The sequence below is a fragment of the Lentzea pudingi genome, from assembly GCF_014646255.1.
GTDB classification, from domain to species: Bacteria; Actinomycetota; Actinomycetes; order Mycobacteriales; family Pseudonocardiaceae; genus Lentzea; species Lentzea pudingi.
The window spans coordinates 147,893-162,766 of record NZ_BMNC01000002.1 but is presented as its reverse complement, the minus strand read 5'-3'; the positions used below and the strand labels follow the sequence as shown (position 1 = coordinate 162,766).

Sequence of the window (14,874 nt, the reverse complement as noted above, 5' to 3'; positions counted from 1 at the left end):
TGTTGCTTTGAGCGGCTGCCGGTTGCGTAGTTTGGGTGCGTCGGCGGTGGGGTCCCATCACGAGCCGAGCCAAGAGCGGGCCACATGCCTGAAGGGGTGTCAACTCGACGAAAAGCGTGTCGAGTTGACACCCCTTCAGGCATGCAGCAAGTGCTATGGCGCGACTCGTGATGGGACCCCACCGCCCAGTGCGCTTGCTAAAGACGAAAGACGTACGGCTCGCCTGCGGCGTCGCGTGCGATCAGGTGCCGTGTGGTCGTTAGTGCTGGTAGGTCGGGGTGATGATGGCCCTTGCCAAGGTGTGGAAGGCCAGGTTGAAGCTGACCACCGCTGGGGAGGCGTTCTCGTCCACGTCCAGCTTGTCCACGTCTACCGCGTGCACCACGAAGTAGTAGCGGTGGGGGTGGTCACCCTTGGGTGGGGCGGCACCGCCGAAGGCTCGGGTGCTGTAGTCCGAGCGGACGTGGAAGGCGTCGCCTGGAAGGGTCGCGTCCTCGGCGCCTGCGCCGGTGGGCAGTTCGGTGGTGGTGGCCGGGAGGTTCACCGCTACCCAGTGCCAGAAGCCCGAGGGGGTGGGGGCGTCCGGGTCGTAGCAGGTGACCACGAAGCTGCGGGTTTCTTCTGGGAAGCCCTGCCAGGTCAGGTGTGGGGAGGTGTTGCCGCCCTCGAAGACCTGCGCGTCGGGGAGTTGCTTGCCGTCTTGTACGTCCGTTGAGGTGACGGTGAAGGTGCCTACCTGCGGGAGCAGCTGGTAGGGGTCGGGAGCGACTGGGCGCTCGAGGGTCATGGAGTCCTCCTTTTTGTGATCACCTCGACCCTAGTCCCGTGCAACCATGGGGGCCTGCGCGACGTCTTTCGCGTAGAGGGGGAAAGTTATGTTCAGATTGCGGCTTCTTGCTGCGTTTTTGCTGGTTGCGGGTGTGGTGTCGTGTGCGGACGCGGCCGATTCGCAGACTGGTGGGCCCGTGCTCACCACTTCTGGTGCGCCGGTCACGACTACTGGCAGTGCTGTGCCGCGGCCCTCGCGGATGTTCGAGCCGCCCTATCCATATGGGACGGTGCAGGCCAAGGCGCCTGCTGTTGTGGACGGGATGGTGCCCGTTCTCACGCGGATCGCTACTGACAAGCCTTATGTGTTCATCACGATCGATGACGGGGCTGTGCAGCATCCCCAGGCTCTTGAGCTGATGATCTCGGCTGGGGTGTGGCCGTCGGTCTTCCTGAACACGAAGTACGCCGAGGGGCACAAGGACTACTTCAAGCAGTTGCCGGTGACTGTGCACAGTCATACGACCAACCACCCGAACCTGATGGGGAAGGGGTTGGAGTTCCAGAAGAACGAGATCTGCGGCAACGCGGACTTCCTGGCCTCCGAGTACGGGAAGCGGCCCACGTTGTTCCGGCCGCCGTTCGGGAACTACGACTCCACGACTCGGCACGCTGCTGCCAGTTGTGGGTTCAAGGCGCTGGTCAACTGGACTGCGGCGGTCAACGACGGGCGGGTGCAGTTCCAGCAGGGGGATCGGCTCAACCGCGGGGACATCGTGCTCATGCACTTCCGCACGACGTTCGTCGAGGACTTCACGGCCTTCCTGAACCGGGCGAAGCAGGACGGGCTGACGCCGGTGCCGCTGGAGGACTTCCTCGGGTAGTGGCAACCCCGGGGCGTGATCGCGCGTGTACTGCGCGGGCGTCTTTTTCGGGGAAGAGGGGGAGGGGAAGATGAAGCGAACTGCTGTCGCGCTCGTCGCCGTGGGGATGGCGATGGGGGGCGTGCCTGCCGCTTCGGCGGCCGAGGCGAGCGAGTTGACGGACATCCGGACCGGGGTGCACGCCGGGTTCGACCGGGTGGTGTTCGAGTTCAGCGGGCCGCGGCCGGCCGTGACGGAGGGGGTGACCTCCGAGCTGTACAACTGCGGGTCCGGCAAGCCGGTCTCGGCCAAGGGTGACGAGTTCCTGGAAGTCACCATGCAGCCCGCGAGCGCCTATGGCTATCCCGGGCCGCGTTCGTTCGAGACGCCTGGGCTCGCGAAGGTCCGGAGCGTCACGAACACCTGCGGTTTCGAGGCGCACCTCGGCTTCGGGATCGGGTACTCGGGCACGGGGCGGTCGTACGCGGTCTCGTTCCTGGACAACCCGACTCGCGTCGTCATCGACATCGACATCGACAACAGCTGACGGGGGAAACGATGAAGAAGCGACTTGGTGCGGTGCTGCTCGCGGTGGGCGCGGTGTTCACGTTCGTTCCCGTGGCGTCGGCTGACGGGCACGCGGAGTTGACGAACATCCGGACCGGCAAGCACGACGGGTTCGAGCGGATCGTGCTCGACATGAACGGGTTGCCGAGCAACTCGATGTCCCGGGAGGCCGGTGAGGTCACGAACTGCGGTTCGGGCGACCCCGTGGCAGTGCCCGGGAACGAGATCCTCGAGACGATGTTCCACGGTGCCGCGTCGTACGACGAGAACTTCGACCCGACCTACACGGGGCCTCGCAACTTCGTGCCGCAGGGGCTGACCAACGTCAAGGGCATCGCGTTCACGTGCGACTTCGAGGCGACGATGGGGATCGCGGTCGGGTATGCCGATCGGGACTCGTGGCACAAGGTCTTCACGCTGACCAACCCCGACCGGGTCGTCATCGACGTCTACTCCTTCGGCTCCTGACGCAACTGTGGCCTGGGTCACACGTCTTGAAGACATCAAGCGAGCCCTGAGAGGGGGCTGGAGATGAACAGACGTCTTGCCGCGGTGCTCATGACGGCACTGGCCGTGTTCACGTTCGTGCCGGTCGCGTCGGCGCAGAGCACCCCCACGCTGTCGAACATCCGGACCGGGCAGCACGCCGGGTTCAGCCGTGTGGTGCTGGACCTGACCGGACTGCCGACGGAGCACCGGGTCAGTGAGGTCACGAGCGTGTCGCAGTGCGCGTCCGGCAACCCGATCACCGTTGCGGGGCCGGGGATCAACGAGATCCTGTCGGTCACGTTGATCGGTGCCGCCGCCCACGACGACAACGGGAACCTGACGTACAGGGGGTCGCAGAACTTCGCGACGCCCGGCCTGAGCCACGTCCGCGGGGTCGCGCTCACGTGCGACTTCGAGGCCACGCTCGGGGTTGCTGTCGGATACAGCAACCCCTACTCGTGGCACCGGGTCTTCACGATGACGAGCCCGAACCGGCTCGTCATCGACGTAGGCCTCTAGCCAGCACAAAGCCTCGTGGGGGCAGCAGTCGCCGCTACTGCCCCCACGAGGGGTCTGTGCGTTACGCCGCAACGGTTGCGACGTTCTCCTTCGAGAGCGCGTGCTCCAGCACCTGGGCCACGTCCGAGACGAAGTGCACTGTCAGCTGCTCACGCACCGACTCGGGCACGTCGTCCAGGTCCGGCTCGTTGCGCTGCGGCAGCAGCACGGTCGTGATGCCCGCACGGTGAGCGGCGAGCAGCTTCTGCTTCACGCCACCGATCGGCAGCACGCGGCCGGTCAACGAGATCTCGCCCGTCATCGCCACGTCGGAACGCACCGGGCGGCCCGAGAGCAGTGATGCCAGCGCCGTCGTCATCGTGACGCCCGCGGACGGCCCGTCCTTCGGCACCGCGCCCGCCGGGACGTGGATGTGCACTCCCCGGTCGGCCAGTGACGCGGCCTTCTCGTCGTGCGAACGCAGGTACGACAACGCGATCTGCGCGGACTCCTTCATCACGTCGCCCAGCTGGCCGGTCAGCGTGACGCCGGACGCGCCGGTGTCCTTCGGGGCCAGCGAGGCCTCGATGAACAGCACGTCGCCACCGACACCCGTGACGGCCAGACCCGTTGCCACGCCGGGGACCGACGTGCGTTCCGCCGACTCGGGCGTGTTCTTCGGGCTGCCGATGTAGGACTTCAGCGACGGCTGGTCGACCGTGATCGGGAACTCCGCCTCGCCCAGCGCCACCTTCGCGGTCGCCTTGCGCAGGATCCGCGCGAGGGCCCGTTCCAGTTGCCGCACACCGGCTTCCCGCGTGTACTCGCTCGCGAGCTGGTGCAGCGCGGGCTTCTCGAACGTCACGTCCTCGGGGGTGAGGCCGGCGCGTTCGATCTGGCGCGGCAGCAGGTGCCCGCCGGCGATCGTGACCTTCTCGTCCTCGGTGTAGCCGTCGAGCTGCACGAGTTCCATGCGGTCGAGCAGCGGCGCCGGGATCGAGTCCAGGACGTTCGCGGTCGCGAGGAACACGACGTCCGAGAGGTCGAGCTCGACCTCCAGGTAGTGGTCGCGGAACGTGTGGTTCTGCGCCGGGTCCAGCACCTCGAGCAACGCCGCCGTCGGGTCGCCGCGGTAGTCGGAGCCGACCTTGTCGATCTCGTCGAGCAGCACGACCGGGTTCATCGACCCGGCCTCGCTGATCGCGCGGACGATCCGGCCCGGCAGCGCGCCGACGTACGTGCGGCGGTGACCGCGGATCTCGGCCTCGTCCCGCACGCCACCCAGGGCCACGCGGACGAACTTGCGGCCCATCGCCCGTGCCACGGACTCGCCGAGCGACGTCTTGCCGACGCCGGGAGGGCCCGTCAGCGCGAGCACGGCGCCGGAACGACGGCCGCCCACCACGCCCATGCCGCGGTCTGCACGACGCTTGCGCACGGCCAGGTACTCCGTGATGCGCTGCTTCACGTCGTCGAGGCCCGCGTGGTCGGCGTCGAGGATCTCGCGCGCCGCCTTGATGTCATAAGAGTCCTCGGTCCGTTCGTTCCACGGCATCTCGAGGACGGTGTCGAGCCACGTCCGGATCCAGCCCACCTCGGGCGACTGCTCGGAGGTGCGCTCCAGCTTGTCGACCTCGGCCAGCGCGGCCTTCGCGACCTTCTCCGGCAGGTCGGCGGCCTCCACGCGGGCGCGGTAGTCGTCCTGCTCGGTCGCGGGCTTGCCGTCGAGTTCGGCCAGTTCCTTGCGGATCGCGGCCATCTGCTGGCGCAGCAGGAACTCCCGCTGCTGCTTCTCGACGCCTTCCTTGACGTCCTTCGCGATCGTCTCGTTGACGTCGAGCTCGGTCAGGTGCGCCTGGCCCCACTCCACGAGCTTCTCCAGCCGCGTGGTGACGTCGCTCGTCTCCAGCAGCCAGATCTTCTGCTTCTCGTCGAGGTAGGAGGCGTAGCCCGCGAGGTCGGCCAGCGCCGACGGGTCGCTGATCTGCTGCACCGAGTCGACCATCTGCCACGCGCCGCGCGTCTGCAGGATGTTCGTCACCAGTGCGCGGTACTGCTTCGCGAGTTCGCGCGTCCGGTCGGTGATCACGGAGTCGTCCGCGATCGTCGCGTTGACCCACAGCGCCGCGCCCGGACCCGTGGTGCCCGTGCCGATGCGCACGCGCTTGGTGCCGCGCACGACGGCAGCGCGTTCGCCACCGGGCAGGCGGCCGACCTGTTCGATCTCGGCCAGCGTGCCCACGGCCGCGTACTTCCCGTCCAGCCGTGGGACGAGCAGCACTTGATGGTTCGCTGCGGTCGTGGCCGCGTCTACCGCCGCACGAGCCTCTGAGCTCGCGTCCTCGCCGGAGATGCGGATCGGCACGACCATGCCGGGCAGCACCACGACGTCGTCCAGCGGCAGTACCGGCAGGGCCAGGGTTTCGCCCATCTCGTCATCCTCCAAAGTTGAGTCTGTACCGCTCAACCAACTGGAGTCTGCCGGTGTTCCCCTGACGTGTTCGCTGTCAGCGAGCAGCGGCCCGAAGGCGTCTGACCAGCGCGATCTCGCCGGTCACGCGGGCGAGGGCGGTGCTCGTGGGACACGAGGACAGCACTCCCACGGGCTTGCGCCGCAGGTCGAGGCGCTCGCCGCCGGGAAATCTCACCGAGCACCGGTTGGCCGCCGCGACGAACGGCAGGAGCACCTCACCTGCCTCGACCGTACGCCCGCTCAGCACGAGAGGGTCCGGTGTCCGGCGGGCGGGGGCGATGGGGATCGGGGTGTCGTAGCGGAGGAGCTCCTCGACGGCGTCCTTGGCCAGTTCCGGGTCGTTCCTGAGCAGCTCGGCCTGAGCGGGGTGGTCTTGGAGCGCGCGCAAGGCGTTGGTGAGGAACCCGTGCGTGGTCTCGAGGGCGGTGGCGGCGAACACCTCCATGCCGTGCGCGAGCGTGAACGCCTCGGCCGCCGTGGCCGCGACCGACTGCGCGAACGCGGCGTCGTCGGCGTCGAGCATTTCGAGGGTGCTCAGGGTGATCACGGGTCTGGCGAGCTTCACGGCGTGCGCGATCACCCGTTTGGGTAGTGGCTGCGGATCACCGGGATCGATGCCGAGCACTGTGAGCACGTCGTCGTAACGGGAGATGCACCAGCCACCGATATCGGCGTCGAAGTGCACCGGAGAGCGTTCCCTGAGAAGACGGAACCTCGCGTGGCGTTCAGCGGTGCTGGAGTGCATGGTTCCTCACACGTGACTGAAACCGTCCTGGTTCGGATGTGTGGCGGTGGACACCCGTGCGGCGACAACGGAGGATGCGCACGTGATGGAAGAGCTGAAGTGGGTCCCGTCCACGGTCGACGTCACGCGCCCGAGCGTGGCGCGGATGTACGACTACTACCTGGGCGGCTCGCACAACTTCGAAGCCGACCGTGCCGCAGCCAAGCAGGTGGAGCAGATCTTCCCCGGCGTCGCCCAGAGCGCGCAGGCGAACCGCTCGTTCCTGCGCCGGGTCGTCCGCCACCTCATGACGCAGGGCGTCGACCAGTTCCTCGACCTGGGCTCCGGCATCCCGACCGTGGGCAACGTCCACGAGATCGCCCAGCACGACAACCCGGACGCACGCGTGGTCTACGTCGACTTCGAACCGGTCGCCGTCTCGCACAGCAACGCGCTGCTCGCCGACAACCCCAACGCGACCGCGATCCTCGCCGACCTGCGCGCGACCTCCGCGGTCCTCGACGGCGCCCGCGAGACGCTCGACTTCTCCCGCCCGGTCGGCGTGCTGGTCATCGCCGCGCTGCACTTCGTCCCGGACACCGACAGCCCGTACGAGGCCATCGCCCAGTACATGGCCGAGCTGCCGGCCGGTTCGTACCTGGCCATCACCCACGCCACCTGGGACACCCTGTCCGAGCAGGAACTCGCCGAGGCGCGTCAGGTCGCCCAGATCTACAGCAACTCGGACAACAAGCTCACGATGCGCACGCACACCGAGGTCACCAGGTTCTTCGAGGGCATGGAGGTGCTGGAGCCGGGCGTCGTCGCGGTCAACGACTGGCGCCCGGACTCCTTCGACGACGCCCACATCGGCATCTACGGCGCGGTCGGCCGCAAGAGCTGAAGCAGCCTGTCCCTGATCTCGTTGGTCTCGCGGTCGGTGAGGGTGCGTTCCGGCGCCCTCATCGTCACGCGCAGGAGCACGTTCTTCTGACCGGGTTGGGCTTCCAGCCGCTCGCGGACGTGCTCGGGCAGATCCTCCGCGGTCGTCTCGCTGAGAATCTCGATCTCCTCGATCACGTCCTCGGGCACCAGCGCGCGGATGCGGTCGCCGAGCGTCTCGACGTCCTCGTGCTCGTCCGCCATGATCGAGATGTCCCTGATCGCGGCCGGGTGCCGAGAGATCGGGCGGTACTCGGTGAGGTCCTGCATCTGCGCCGCGATGCGCTCGTCTGCGTTGCGCAGCAGCCGGATGTCCGGGATCGCCTTGCGCAGCATGAGGATCCGGTCCAGACCAAGACCCATCGCGAGGCCGTGCGGGTGGTCTTTGATGACGTGCCGCGCGGCCCGTCCGCACTCGCCGATCTCGACCCACTCGCCGTCGTGCTCCACGTCGATCTGCTTGCCGTGCGTGGTGTACGGGTGCTCGGCATCTGTTGTGCGATAACGCTTACCGGGCAGCAACGTGGTGACGACCCGGTGGATCAGGTCGTCCAGCGGTTCTTCTACGGTGCTGATCCGCCAGACGTCCAGCTGGTGCGGTGTGCCGGTGTGCAGGCGGTCGACCGTGTCACGGCGGTAGACGAGGCCGGGGCAGACGAGCGTCACGTCCGGGGTGGCGTCCTTGAGCGCGGGCGGGATCATCGCCGAGGTGTGGCTGCGCAGCATGCACGTCTCGCTGACGTACCTGGTGTAACGGGCGTCCCGGGTGATCGCGTCTTTTGGGTAGCCGAGGTGTTCGTAGTTGTGCTCGATCGGGACGAGCGGGTGGTGGCGGACCTCCCGCGGGCCGTCCAGCACGGCTGTGAGGTCGGCGATCAGGAGTTGCAACGCGTGCGGGCCCTGCGCGGGATCGGTGAGATCGCGGACGTTCAGGGCGTGCACGAGTTCTTCGGTGCGGTACATGGGGATTCCCGTTCTGCTGGTCGGTGCTGGGGTGCGGAGTCCCCCGACCAACGGGAATTTCAGGCGCGCGCCACCCACGCGGGTCGGGGGTGGCTAAATCGCGTCACGGAACCAGGTTAGCGCGCGCGGTCAAGGCGATAGCTCCGATCGGGTGACGGAACCTTCAACCTGTTAACGCGTGGTGACAGGTCTCCGAATCACCGGGCAAGCCGGCTGCTCGTGCACATGACCTCCTCCGCAAAGGCGAGACCTATGACCGAACCGACTCAGGAGCCCGCTGGGCAGCAACCTGTCGGGCAGCCGCAACCGAGCGTGTCTCCAGCTTTCGCGCTCGTGTCGGAACCGTTGGCGCCCAAGAAGAACTCGCACCAGCCAGACCAGCAGCACGATCGCCGCGGTCGCGTAGTGCCTGCTGAACGCCAGTCCGAGCACTAGCGGGATCATCGCGAACACCCAAGCGGGCCAGGGCAAACTCGACCGCAACGGCCACAACACCGTGACGAGGCACGCCAGCGCCACCACGACGACGGTCACCGCGAGCCAGCCCGGATAGGCCGACGGAGCGAGCCACGCCGAGTACAGCACGGGCCCACCCAGCCACAACAACGCCATCAGCGCCAGCACGGCCTTGGCGCGCAACCCCACCGCCCCGAGCAACGCGAAGAACAGGCACGTGACCGCACTGCGCCCCGTCGTCTCGCGCTTCTGCATGGACGCCACGACGATCCGGTACAGCGCCCGCGTCTTCTCGGCGGGCTGGAACAGCTGCGCCATCCGCCACCGCTCGGCACCCGACCCGGACGTGAACCACGTGATCAACCCGGCCAGCTTCTCGAAGCCACCGGACGCACGCCCGCGTTCGGCCGCGGCCGTGAACCCCGCGGCGATGGCCCCGGCGGACGCGCCACCGATCTGCTTGAACTCGTAGTGGCGGGCCAGCGAGGCGACCGCGAGCGGGTACACGACACCGCTGGTCGTGCCGCCCCGCATGGTCAGGTCGCAGTAGCGGTCGTACTCCATGTGCCCATGATCGCGCGGTCAGGGCGAGGTGCTCAAGACGTTCACTCGGACGCCACGGTCTGGCGATAGAGAAGCTCGTAGAGGTGCGCGCCCTTGATGAGCACGGACGCTTCGACGGGTCGCTCGCCGTCGCTGTGGACGACACGAAGCTGCCGGATCACCGGCGTCCCGTCGGGAAGGTCGAGGGACTCGGCTTCCTCCACGGTCGGAGGACGCGCCGAGATGCGATCGACGAAGGTCCTCTGCGGGAAGCCGAGCTCCGCGAGCTCCTGAGGTGCTCCGCCGCGGATCTTCGCGGGCTTCGCGAGTCCGCTGCCGGCGGCGATGTCGGCGGGGTAGTACGACGCCGACAACTCCACCGGCTGGTCGTCGTGGAAGAGGATCCTCGTGCGCACGACCGCTGTCGCGCCTGGATCAAGTCGCAGTCCGTCAGCGACGTCCGCCGGTGGTACCGCGGTCGTGACGGCGATCAGTTGATAGCGGAACCGGCCGGGTGCGGGTGGGATGTAGGAGGCGGCTTCGACCACGAGTGGCTGCCGGTCACGAACGTAGACGCCCTTACCGACGCGGCTGTCGAGGAAACCCTCGTCCTTCAGAGACTTCAGCGCGTGCTGGATCGTCGCGTTCGCTGCGCCGTACTGCGCGACGAGCTGCGAGGTGGACGGCAGTTGCGTGCCTGGGCCCAGGTCGCCGCGCATGATGAGATCGCGCAGATCTGCCGCGATCTGCTGGTGTCTGGGCCGAAGGTCACGTGCGCGGGGCAAAACCGGCTCCTCGTTGGCAGGTCGTCGTGGAGATCAAGGCGTCAGCTCGTAGCGCAACCGCCGCCCGTCCGCCGTCATCGTCATGACGCTGGCTTCGACGGGGAGATCCTTCTCGGCGAACAGCGTGCGTGCGAGCAGCAACACGCAGGACTGGACGCCGAGTCGCAGCAAGGCTTGTTCGTCCGGGGTGGCCAGCCGCGCGCTGACGTCCTCGCGGACGTGACTTGGCCGATGGCCGATGTCTGCCAAGAGGGCGACCGCGCCGCCGGGGATCTTGCGAGCCTCCGCGAGCCGGGTGCTCCGGGCGATGGCCGCGGGGTAGTACGAGTCGGTGATCTCGACGGGGTGGTCGTCGAAGAGCATCAGCCGACGTCTCACGATCACCGGATCGTCAGCGGCCAGGCCGAGCATGTGAGCGACGACCGCTGGGGCGGGCACTTCCTCCACGCCGAGCAACTTCTGGGTGCCGGTGCCGCCGTGTGCGGCAGCCTCGGCACCCCACGCGTCGCCGCGCTGGCCACTCACGTACGGCATCGAGACGCTCGTCCACGGGCTGGCGTTCGTCATCGCTCGATCCCCCTGGTCCGGTGGCTTGACCATTGACCTTAGTCGTAAAGCAGCAAGGCCACGTCGCGCCAAGATTGCTACCTTTCGGATATCGCAGTAAGGTTGGTCGGGTGGAGGGAGCTGACCATGGCGCGTGCTGAGGACGTGGTCCCGGTTGTCGTGAATCTGACTCGTGCGCAGGTCGCGGTACTGGCCAGAGCTGCGGTGGTGGTCACGTCGGCGCTGGACTGCGAAGAAGCCAACGCCGCGATGCAAGGACTGCTGGTGTTCCGTCAGGCGGTTGCGGGGCGCGCTGAGATCGGGAGGTGGGCATGCCGATGAAAGTCTCGACCGTGCGCGGTCGCGAGTTCGGTGCGGCGCTGAGAGAGGCACTCGTTTCTGCGGGCCTCGCATCGCGCCACGCCGCCGAAATCCTTGACTGGGACGAAGCCAAGATCTCGAATCTTGTGAATGGCAAAGGCGGTGCCAGCCAGGTCGAAGTCGCACTGTTGCTGGGAGTCTGCCGAGTAGAAGCCGATGAGGTTGCGCGTCTGCTCTCGCTCTTCTGCGAGAAGAACGTCTCGGGATGGTGGCAGCAGCACGGCGCGTGCTCGCTGTCGGGCTTCGCACAGTCGTAGAGCACCTGAAGGTGGCCACGGCGATGACGTGCTGGCACACGCACATGGTGCCGCTCTTTCTGCAGACGGCTGACTACATGCGCGAGGTGCTGGGTGCGGCTTTACCGGATGAACTGGAGGAGCGTGTGCAGGCGCGGCTGGCGATGCAGATGTTCCTTCAGCACGGCATGTCATGCACCTTCGTCATTCACGAGTCGGCGCTGCGCCTTCCCGTCGGTGGTGCTGAAGCACACGCGGGGCAGCTGCTGCATCTGATGTTCATGGCGAACCGCCCGAACGTCAGGATCCGGATCGTGCCCGCGGCCCGCGGCGCGCATGCCGGGCTGGCTGGGCCGTTCACGTGGTTGACGTTCAGCAGGCATCAGCCGTTGGTGTGGGTGGAGACCGAGAACTCAAGCCTCTTCGTCGAGGCGGATGACGCGATCGAGGGCTATGAAAGGGTCGTTCGTGCGCTCGACGACAGTGCTCTGGACGAGGACACGTCCAAAGCACTGATTCTTCGCTCGTACGAGACCCTTGGTGCGCGAATCAGCTGATACTCACTCCGACGCCACCGGCTCGATCGGCAGCCGTTCCGCCGCCAGCCACCACGAGATCACGTCCTGCGCCACCTCGGCCACCGGCTGGTCGGCGGAGACCACGAAGTCCTCGATCCACGCCGCCGCGAAGAGCATCTCCAGCTCCTCGGCCCGGTTGAGGTGCCACCGCAGGTCGGCCTCGGCGTGGTGCCGCCGTGCGAGCCGCGCGTGGACGACGGACAGGTCCGCCTTCAGCCGGCAGACGTTCAGCTTCGCGCCGATGACCTCGGCGTACCGCTCGCGGTCGGCCCGGCTCTCCACCACGCCCGCGAGCACGATGCGGTGCACGCCCGCCTCGACGTAGTTGCGCACCACGGCCGCGAGGTTGCGCAGTTGCAGCTCGAAGTGGAACGGGTCCTGAGAAGGCGCTGGCCAGCAGGCGGACAGCCAGTCGAGGTCGATCAGCGCGTGCGGGACGTCGGCCGCGGCGAGGCGTGAGCCGACCTCCTCGGCGACCGTCGTCTTGCCCACGCCGACCGGGCCGGTGATCAGCAGTGCCTTCACCCGGCCACCTCGGCGAGGTCGGCGGGGGTGCCGGCCATGATCGTGCGGACGTGCTCTGTCACCTTCTCCGCCGGCCAGTCCCACCAGGCGATGCGCTCCAGCAGTTCGACATCCGACTCGCTGTACCGCGTGCGAAGCAGCTTCGCCGGGTTGCCGCCGACGATGCCGTACGCGGGGACGTCCGACACGACGACGGAGCCGGCGGCGATGATCGCGCCGTTGCCGATCCGCACGCCCGGCATGATCAGGGCGTTGTAGCCGATCCAGACGTCGTTGCCCACCACCGTGTCGCCACGGGAAGGCGCGCCGAGGGCGATGTCGAGCGTCTTCTCGCCCCAGACGCCGCCGAAGATCGTGAACGGGAACGTCGACACGCCCGCCATGCTGTGGTTGGCGCCGGACATGATGAACCGCACGCCCTCGGCCAGTGCGCAGTAACGGCCGATGACCAGCTTTTCGGCGCCGAAGTTGTAGAGCACGTTGCGCTGCTCGAACTCCGTGGCGTGCAACGGGTCGTCGTAGTAGGTGTACTCGCCGATCTCGATCTGCGGGTTCTTCACCAGCGGCCTCAAAAGCACCGTGCGCGCGTAGTCCGGCAACGGGTAGAGGTTGTCGGGTGAGGGGATGGTCACGGTGCTCCGATCGGCTCTTCACTGAACTGAGTGCGGTACAGCTTCGCGTAGTGGCCTTCGCGAGCCAGCAACGTCTCATGCGTACCACGTTCGACGATCTGCCCGCTGTCCACGACGAGGATCTGGTCGGCCGCCCGGATGGTCGAGAGCCGGTGCGCGATCACCAGCGACGTGCGGCCCGCCAGCGCCTCGACCAGTGCTTCCTGCACGGCGGCCTCCGAGCGCGAGTCCAGGTGCGCGGTCGCCTCGTCCAGGATCACCACGCGGGGCTTGGCCAGCAGCAGCCGCGCGATCGTGAGCCGTTGCCGTTCGCCACCCGAGAGGCGGTAGCCGCGCTCGCCGACGACGGTGTCCAGCTGATCCGGCAGCGACGCCACCAGGTCCGCGAGGCGGGCACGGGTCAGCGCGTCCCAGATCTCCTCGTCGGTGGCCGTGGGAGCGGCGAGGTGGAGGTTCGCGCCGATCGACTCGTGGAACAGGTGCCCGTCCTGCGTCACCATGCCCACCGTCTCGCGGATCGAGTCGAACGACAGGTCACGAACGTCCACACCGGACAGCCGGACGGAGCCGGAGTCCGCGTCGTAGAGGCGGGGGAGCAGGGAGGCGATCGTCGACTTGCCGGCACCCGACGCGCCGACCAGCGCGATCAGCGAACCCGGTGCGGCGACGAACGAGATCCCGCCGAGGATCTCCTCGCCGCCACGGGTGTCGAGCGACGCCACCTCCTCCAGCGACGCCAGCGAGACCTTGTCCGCGGACGGGTAGGCGAACTTCACGTCCGAGAACTCGACCTCCACCGGACCGTCGGGAACGGTGACGGGCTCGGGCTTCTCCTTGATCAGCGGTGGCAGGTCCAGCACCTCGAAGACGCGCTCGAACGACACCAGCGCCGTCATCACGTCCACCCGTGCGCCGGCCAACGCCGTCAACGGCGCGTACAGGCGCGTCAGCAGCAGTGCCAAAGTCACGATCGTGCCGGGCGCCATCTGCCCGGCGAAGACGAAGTACCCGCCCAGCCCGTAGACCAGCGCCAGCGCCAACGACGACACGAGCGTCAACGCGACGAGGAACAGCCACTGCGCCACGGCCGTCCGCACGCCGATGTCGCGCACACGCTTCGCACGAGAGCCGAACTCCGCGCTCTCGATGGAGGGCCGGCCGAACAGCTTGATCAACGTCGCACCGGGCGCGGAGAACCGCTCGGTCATCTGGGTCGTCATCGCCGAGTCGAGGTTCGCGGCCTCGCGGTGCATGGACGCCAAACGCTTGCCCATCCGCCGCGCGGGGATGAGGAAGATCGGCAGCAACACCATCGCGAGCACCGTGACCTGCCACGACAGCGTCAGCATCACGATCAGCGTCAGGATCAGCGCGATCACGTTCGTGACGACCCCGGAGATCGTCTCGGAGAACGCCCGCTGCGCCGCGATGACGTCGTTGTTCAGCCGCGACACCAGCGCACCGGTGCGCGTGCGGGTGAAGAACGCGATCGGCATCCGCTGCACGTGGTCGAAGACGGCCTGGCGCAGCCGCAGGATCAGGTCCTCGCCGACCCGCGACGACTGCCACCGCTCGACCAGCGAGAACCCGGCCTCCAGCACTGCCACGCCGGCGATCGCCAGCGCGAGCCACACGACCAGTCCGTAGTCGCGGCCGCCGATGATGGTGTCGACGACCCGTCCGGCCAGCACCGGCGAGGCGACGGCCAGCACGGCCGCGACCGAGCTGGTGGCCAGCAGGAAGTACACGGCCCGTCGCTGAGGGTGGGCGAACCGGGCGACACGCTTCAACGTCGCCCGGCTCACGCGACGGCTTTTCTCGTCCTGCATCGCGCTTTCGAGCGCGTACCAGGCGTTGAAGTCGATGTTCATGACGACCAGTCTCGAACCTCGACCTACAACGAGG

General features: G+C 67.6%; 18 protein-coding genes. 8 read left to right on the top strand and 10 right to left on the bottom strand.

Annotation, left to right across the window (positions count from 1 at the left end):
• Positions 1-259: 259 nt before the first annotated feature.
• Positions 260-787 carry a YbhB/YbcL family Raf kinase inhibitor-like protein gene (locus IEY88_RS06615; protein ID WP_189153737.1) on the bottom strand — a complete coding sequence of 176 codons (528 nt, stop codon included), beginning with the start codon at positions 785-787 and terminating at the stop codon, positions 260-262.
• Positions 788-875: 88 nt separating this feature from the next.
• Here IEY88_RS06615 and IEY88_RS06610 point away from each other — a divergent pair, with 88 nt between their 5' ends.
• The 4 genes from IEY88_RS06610 to IEY88_RS06595 all read left to right on the top strand — a co-directional run bounded on the left by IEY88_RS06610 (position 876) and on the right by IEY88_RS06595 (position 3,206).
• The gene (locus IEY88_RS06610; RefSeq protein WP_189153736.1) at positions 876-1,652 is read left to right on the top strand and encodes a polysaccharide deacetylase family protein; all 777 of its coding nucleotides are present in this window, start codon (positions 876-878) and stop codon (positions 1,650-1,652) included.
• 70 nt (positions 1,653-1,722) lie between these two features.
• On the top strand, positions 1,723-2,178 hold the full coding sequence (locus IEY88_RS06605; RefSeq protein ID WP_189153735.1) for an AMIN-like domain-containing (lipo)protein: 456 nt from the start codon (positions 1,723-1,725) through the stop codon (positions 2,176-2,178).
• Positions 2,179-2,189: 11 nt separating this feature from the next.
• Positions 2,190-2,666: an AMIN-like domain-containing (lipo)protein gene (locus IEY88_RS06600; protein WP_189153734.1), complete on the top strand. Its 477-nt coding sequence runs from the start codon at positions 2,190-2,192 to the stop codon at positions 2,664-2,666.
• A 63-nt stretch (positions 2,667-2,729) separates the two neighbouring features.
• A complete protein-coding gene (locus tag IEY88_RS06595) occupies positions 2,730-3,206 on the top strand; it encodes an AMIN-like domain-containing (lipo)protein (RefSeq protein WP_189153733.1) in 477 nt (158 codons plus the stop codon).
• Positions 3,207-3,267: 61 nt separating this feature from the next.
• On the opposite strand, the gene lon is transcribed toward IEY88_RS06595, so the two are convergent.
• The gene (gene lon / locus IEY88_RS06590) at positions 3,268-5,616 is read right to left on the bottom strand and encodes an endopeptidase La (protein ID WP_189153732.1); all 2,349 of its coding nucleotides are present in this window, start codon (positions 5,614-5,616) and stop codon (positions 3,268-3,270) included.
• A gap of 76 nt (positions 5,617-5,692) precedes the next feature.
• On the bottom strand, positions 5,693-6,343 hold the full coding sequence (locus IEY88_RS06585) for a cytochrome P450 family protein (RefSeq protein ID WP_189153731.1): 651 nt from the start codon (positions 6,341-6,343) through the stop codon (positions 5,693-5,695).
• A gap of 145 nt (positions 6,344-6,488) precedes the next feature.
• On the opposite strand from IEY88_RS06585, the gene IEY88_RS06580 reads away from it, so the two are divergent.
• Complete coding sequence (locus IEY88_RS06580; RefSeq protein WP_189154488.1) at positions 6,489-7,286, top strand: SAM-dependent methyltransferase; 798 nt, start codon at positions 6,489-6,491, stop codon at positions 7,284-7,286.
• Here the strand turns inward: IEY88_RS06580 and srmL are convergent.
• The 4 genes from srmL to IEY88_RS06560 all read right to left on the bottom strand — a co-directional run bounded on the left by srmL (position 7,259) and on the right by IEY88_RS06560 (position 10,638).
• Positions 7,259-8,287 carry a PheS-related mystery ligase SrmL gene (srmL, locus tag IEY88_RS06575; protein WP_189153730.1) on the bottom strand — a complete coding sequence of 343 codons (1,029 nt, stop codon included), beginning with the start codon at positions 8,285-8,287 and terminating at the stop codon, positions 7,259-7,261. The two genes, IEY88_RS06580 and srmL, sit on opposite strands and share 28 nt — an antisense overlap.
• Positions 8,288-8,458: 171 nt before the next feature.
• On the bottom strand, positions 8,459-9,307 hold the full coding sequence (locus IEY88_RS45260) for a patatin-like phospholipase family protein (protein WP_189153729.1): 849 nt from the start codon (positions 9,305-9,307) through the stop codon (positions 8,459-8,461).
• A 41-nt stretch (positions 9,308-9,348) separates the two neighbouring features.
• Entirely contained in the window at positions 9,349-10,071 is a 723-nt protein-coding gene (locus tag IEY88_RS06565) for a GntR family transcriptional regulator (protein WP_189153728.1), read from the bottom strand.
• A 33-nt stretch (positions 10,072-10,104) separates the two neighbouring features.
• Positions 10,105-10,638 (bottom strand): GntR family transcriptional regulator, encoded by a 534-nt coding sequence (locus IEY88_RS06560; RefSeq protein ID WP_189153727.1) that lies wholly within the window; start codon positions 10,636-10,638, stop codon positions 10,105-10,107.
• 126 nt (positions 10,639-10,764) lie between these two features.
• Here IEY88_RS06560 and IEY88_RS06555 point away from each other — a divergent pair, with 126 nt between their 5' ends.
• Genes IEY88_RS06555 through IEY88_RS06545 form a run of 3 tightly spaced genes read left to right on the top strand, consistent with a single transcriptional unit; the run spans position 10,765 to position 11,791 of the window.
• Positions 10,765-10,959: a hypothetical protein gene (locus IEY88_RS06555; protein ID WP_189153726.1), complete on the top strand. Its 195-nt coding sequence runs from the start codon at positions 10,765-10,767 to the stop codon at positions 10,957-10,959.
• On the top strand, positions 10,950-11,255 hold the full coding sequence (locus IEY88_RS06550) for a helix-turn-helix domain-containing protein (protein ID WP_189153725.1): 306 nt from the start codon (positions 10,950-10,952) through the stop codon (positions 11,253-11,255). Before IEY88_RS06555 ends, IEY88_RS06550 begins: the two co-directional genes overlap by 10 nt.
• A gap of 11 nt (positions 11,256-11,266) precedes the next feature.
• Complete coding sequence (locus tag IEY88_RS06545) at positions 11,267-11,791, top strand: DUF5753 domain-containing protein (protein ID WP_189153724.1); 525 nt, start codon at positions 11,267-11,269, stop codon at positions 11,789-11,791.
• A 3-nt stretch (positions 11,792-11,794) separates the two neighbouring features.
• On the opposite strand, the gene IEY88_RS06540 is transcribed toward IEY88_RS06545, so the two are convergent.
• The 3 genes from IEY88_RS06540 to IEY88_RS06530 are packed head-to-tail and all read right to left on the bottom strand — an operon-like array spanning position 11,795 to position 14,840.
• A complete protein-coding gene (locus tag IEY88_RS06540; protein WP_189153723.1) occupies positions 11,795-12,337 on the bottom strand; it encodes an AAA family ATPase in 543 nt (180 codons plus the stop codon).
• Positions 12,334-12,969, bottom strand: a complete 636-nt coding sequence (locus IEY88_RS06535) for a CatB-related O-acetyltransferase (RefSeq protein WP_189153722.1) — start codon at positions 12,967-12,969, stop codon at positions 12,334-12,336. The genes IEY88_RS06540 and IEY88_RS06535 overlap by 4 nt, the downstream gene beginning before the upstream one ends.
• A complete protein-coding gene (locus IEY88_RS06530) occupies positions 12,966-14,840 on the bottom strand; it encodes an ABC transporter ATP-binding protein (RefSeq protein ID WP_189153721.1) in 1,875 nt (624 codons plus the stop codon). The genes IEY88_RS06535 and IEY88_RS06530 overlap by 4 nt, the downstream gene beginning before the upstream one ends.
• Positions 14,841-14,874: the final 34 nt, after the last annotated feature.

What these genes read in the sequence shown, in the direction of transcription:
- lon (WP_189153732.1), bottom strand. Translation starts at nt 5,616, where the DNA reads ATGGGCGAAACCCTGGCCCTGCCGGTACTGCCGCTGGACGACGTCGTG.
- IEY88_RS06595 (WP_189153733.1), top strand. Translation starts at nt 2,730, where the DNA reads ATGAACAGACGTCTTGCCGCGGTGCTCATGACGGCACTGGCCGTGTTC.
- IEY88_RS06615 (WP_189153737.1), bottom strand. Translation starts at nt 787, where the DNA reads ATGACCCTCGAGCGCCCAGTCGCTCCCGACCCCTACCAGCTGCTCCCG.
- IEY88_RS06610 (WP_189153736.1), top strand. Translation starts at nt 876, where the DNA reads ATGTTCAGATTGCGGCTTCTTGCTGCGTTTTTGCTGGTTGCGGGTGTG.
- IEY88_RS06600 (WP_189153734.1), top strand. Translation starts at nt 2,190, where the DNA reads ATGAAGAAGCGACTTGGTGCGGTGCTGCTCGCGGTGGGCGCGGTGTTC.
- IEY88_RS06530 (WP_189153721.1), bottom strand. Translation starts at nt 14,840, where the DNA reads ATGAACATCGACTTCAACGCCTGGTACGCGCTCGAAAGCGCGATGCAG.
- IEY88_RS06605 (WP_189153735.1), top strand. Translation starts at nt 1,723, where the DNA reads ATGAAGCGAACTGCTGTCGCGCTCGTCGCCGTGGGGATGGCGATGGGG.
- IEY88_RS06580 (WP_189154488.1), top strand. Translation starts at nt 6,489, where the DNA reads ATGGAAGAGCTGAAGTGGGTCCCGTCCACGGTCGACGTCACGCGCCCG.
- IEY88_RS06555 (WP_189153726.1), top strand. Translation starts at nt 10,765, where the DNA reads ATGGCGCGTGCTGAGGACGTGGTCCCGGTTGTCGTGAATCTGACTCGT.
- srmL (WP_189153730.1), bottom strand. Translation starts at nt 8,287, where the DNA reads ATGTACCGCACCGAAGAACTCGTGCACGCCCTGAACGTCCGCGATCTC.
- IEY88_RS06560 (WP_189153727.1), bottom strand. Translation starts at nt 10,638, where the DNA reads ATGACGAACGCCAGCCCGTGGACGAGCGTCTCGATGCCGTACGTGAGT.
- IEY88_RS45260 (WP_189153729.1), bottom strand. Translation starts at nt 9,307, where the DNA reads ATGGAGTACGACCGCTACTGCGACCTGACCATGCGGGGCGGCACGACC.
- IEY88_RS06550 (WP_189153725.1), top strand. Translation starts at nt 10,950, where the DNA reads ATGCCGATGAAAGTCTCGACCGTGCGCGGTCGCGAGTTCGGTGCGGCG.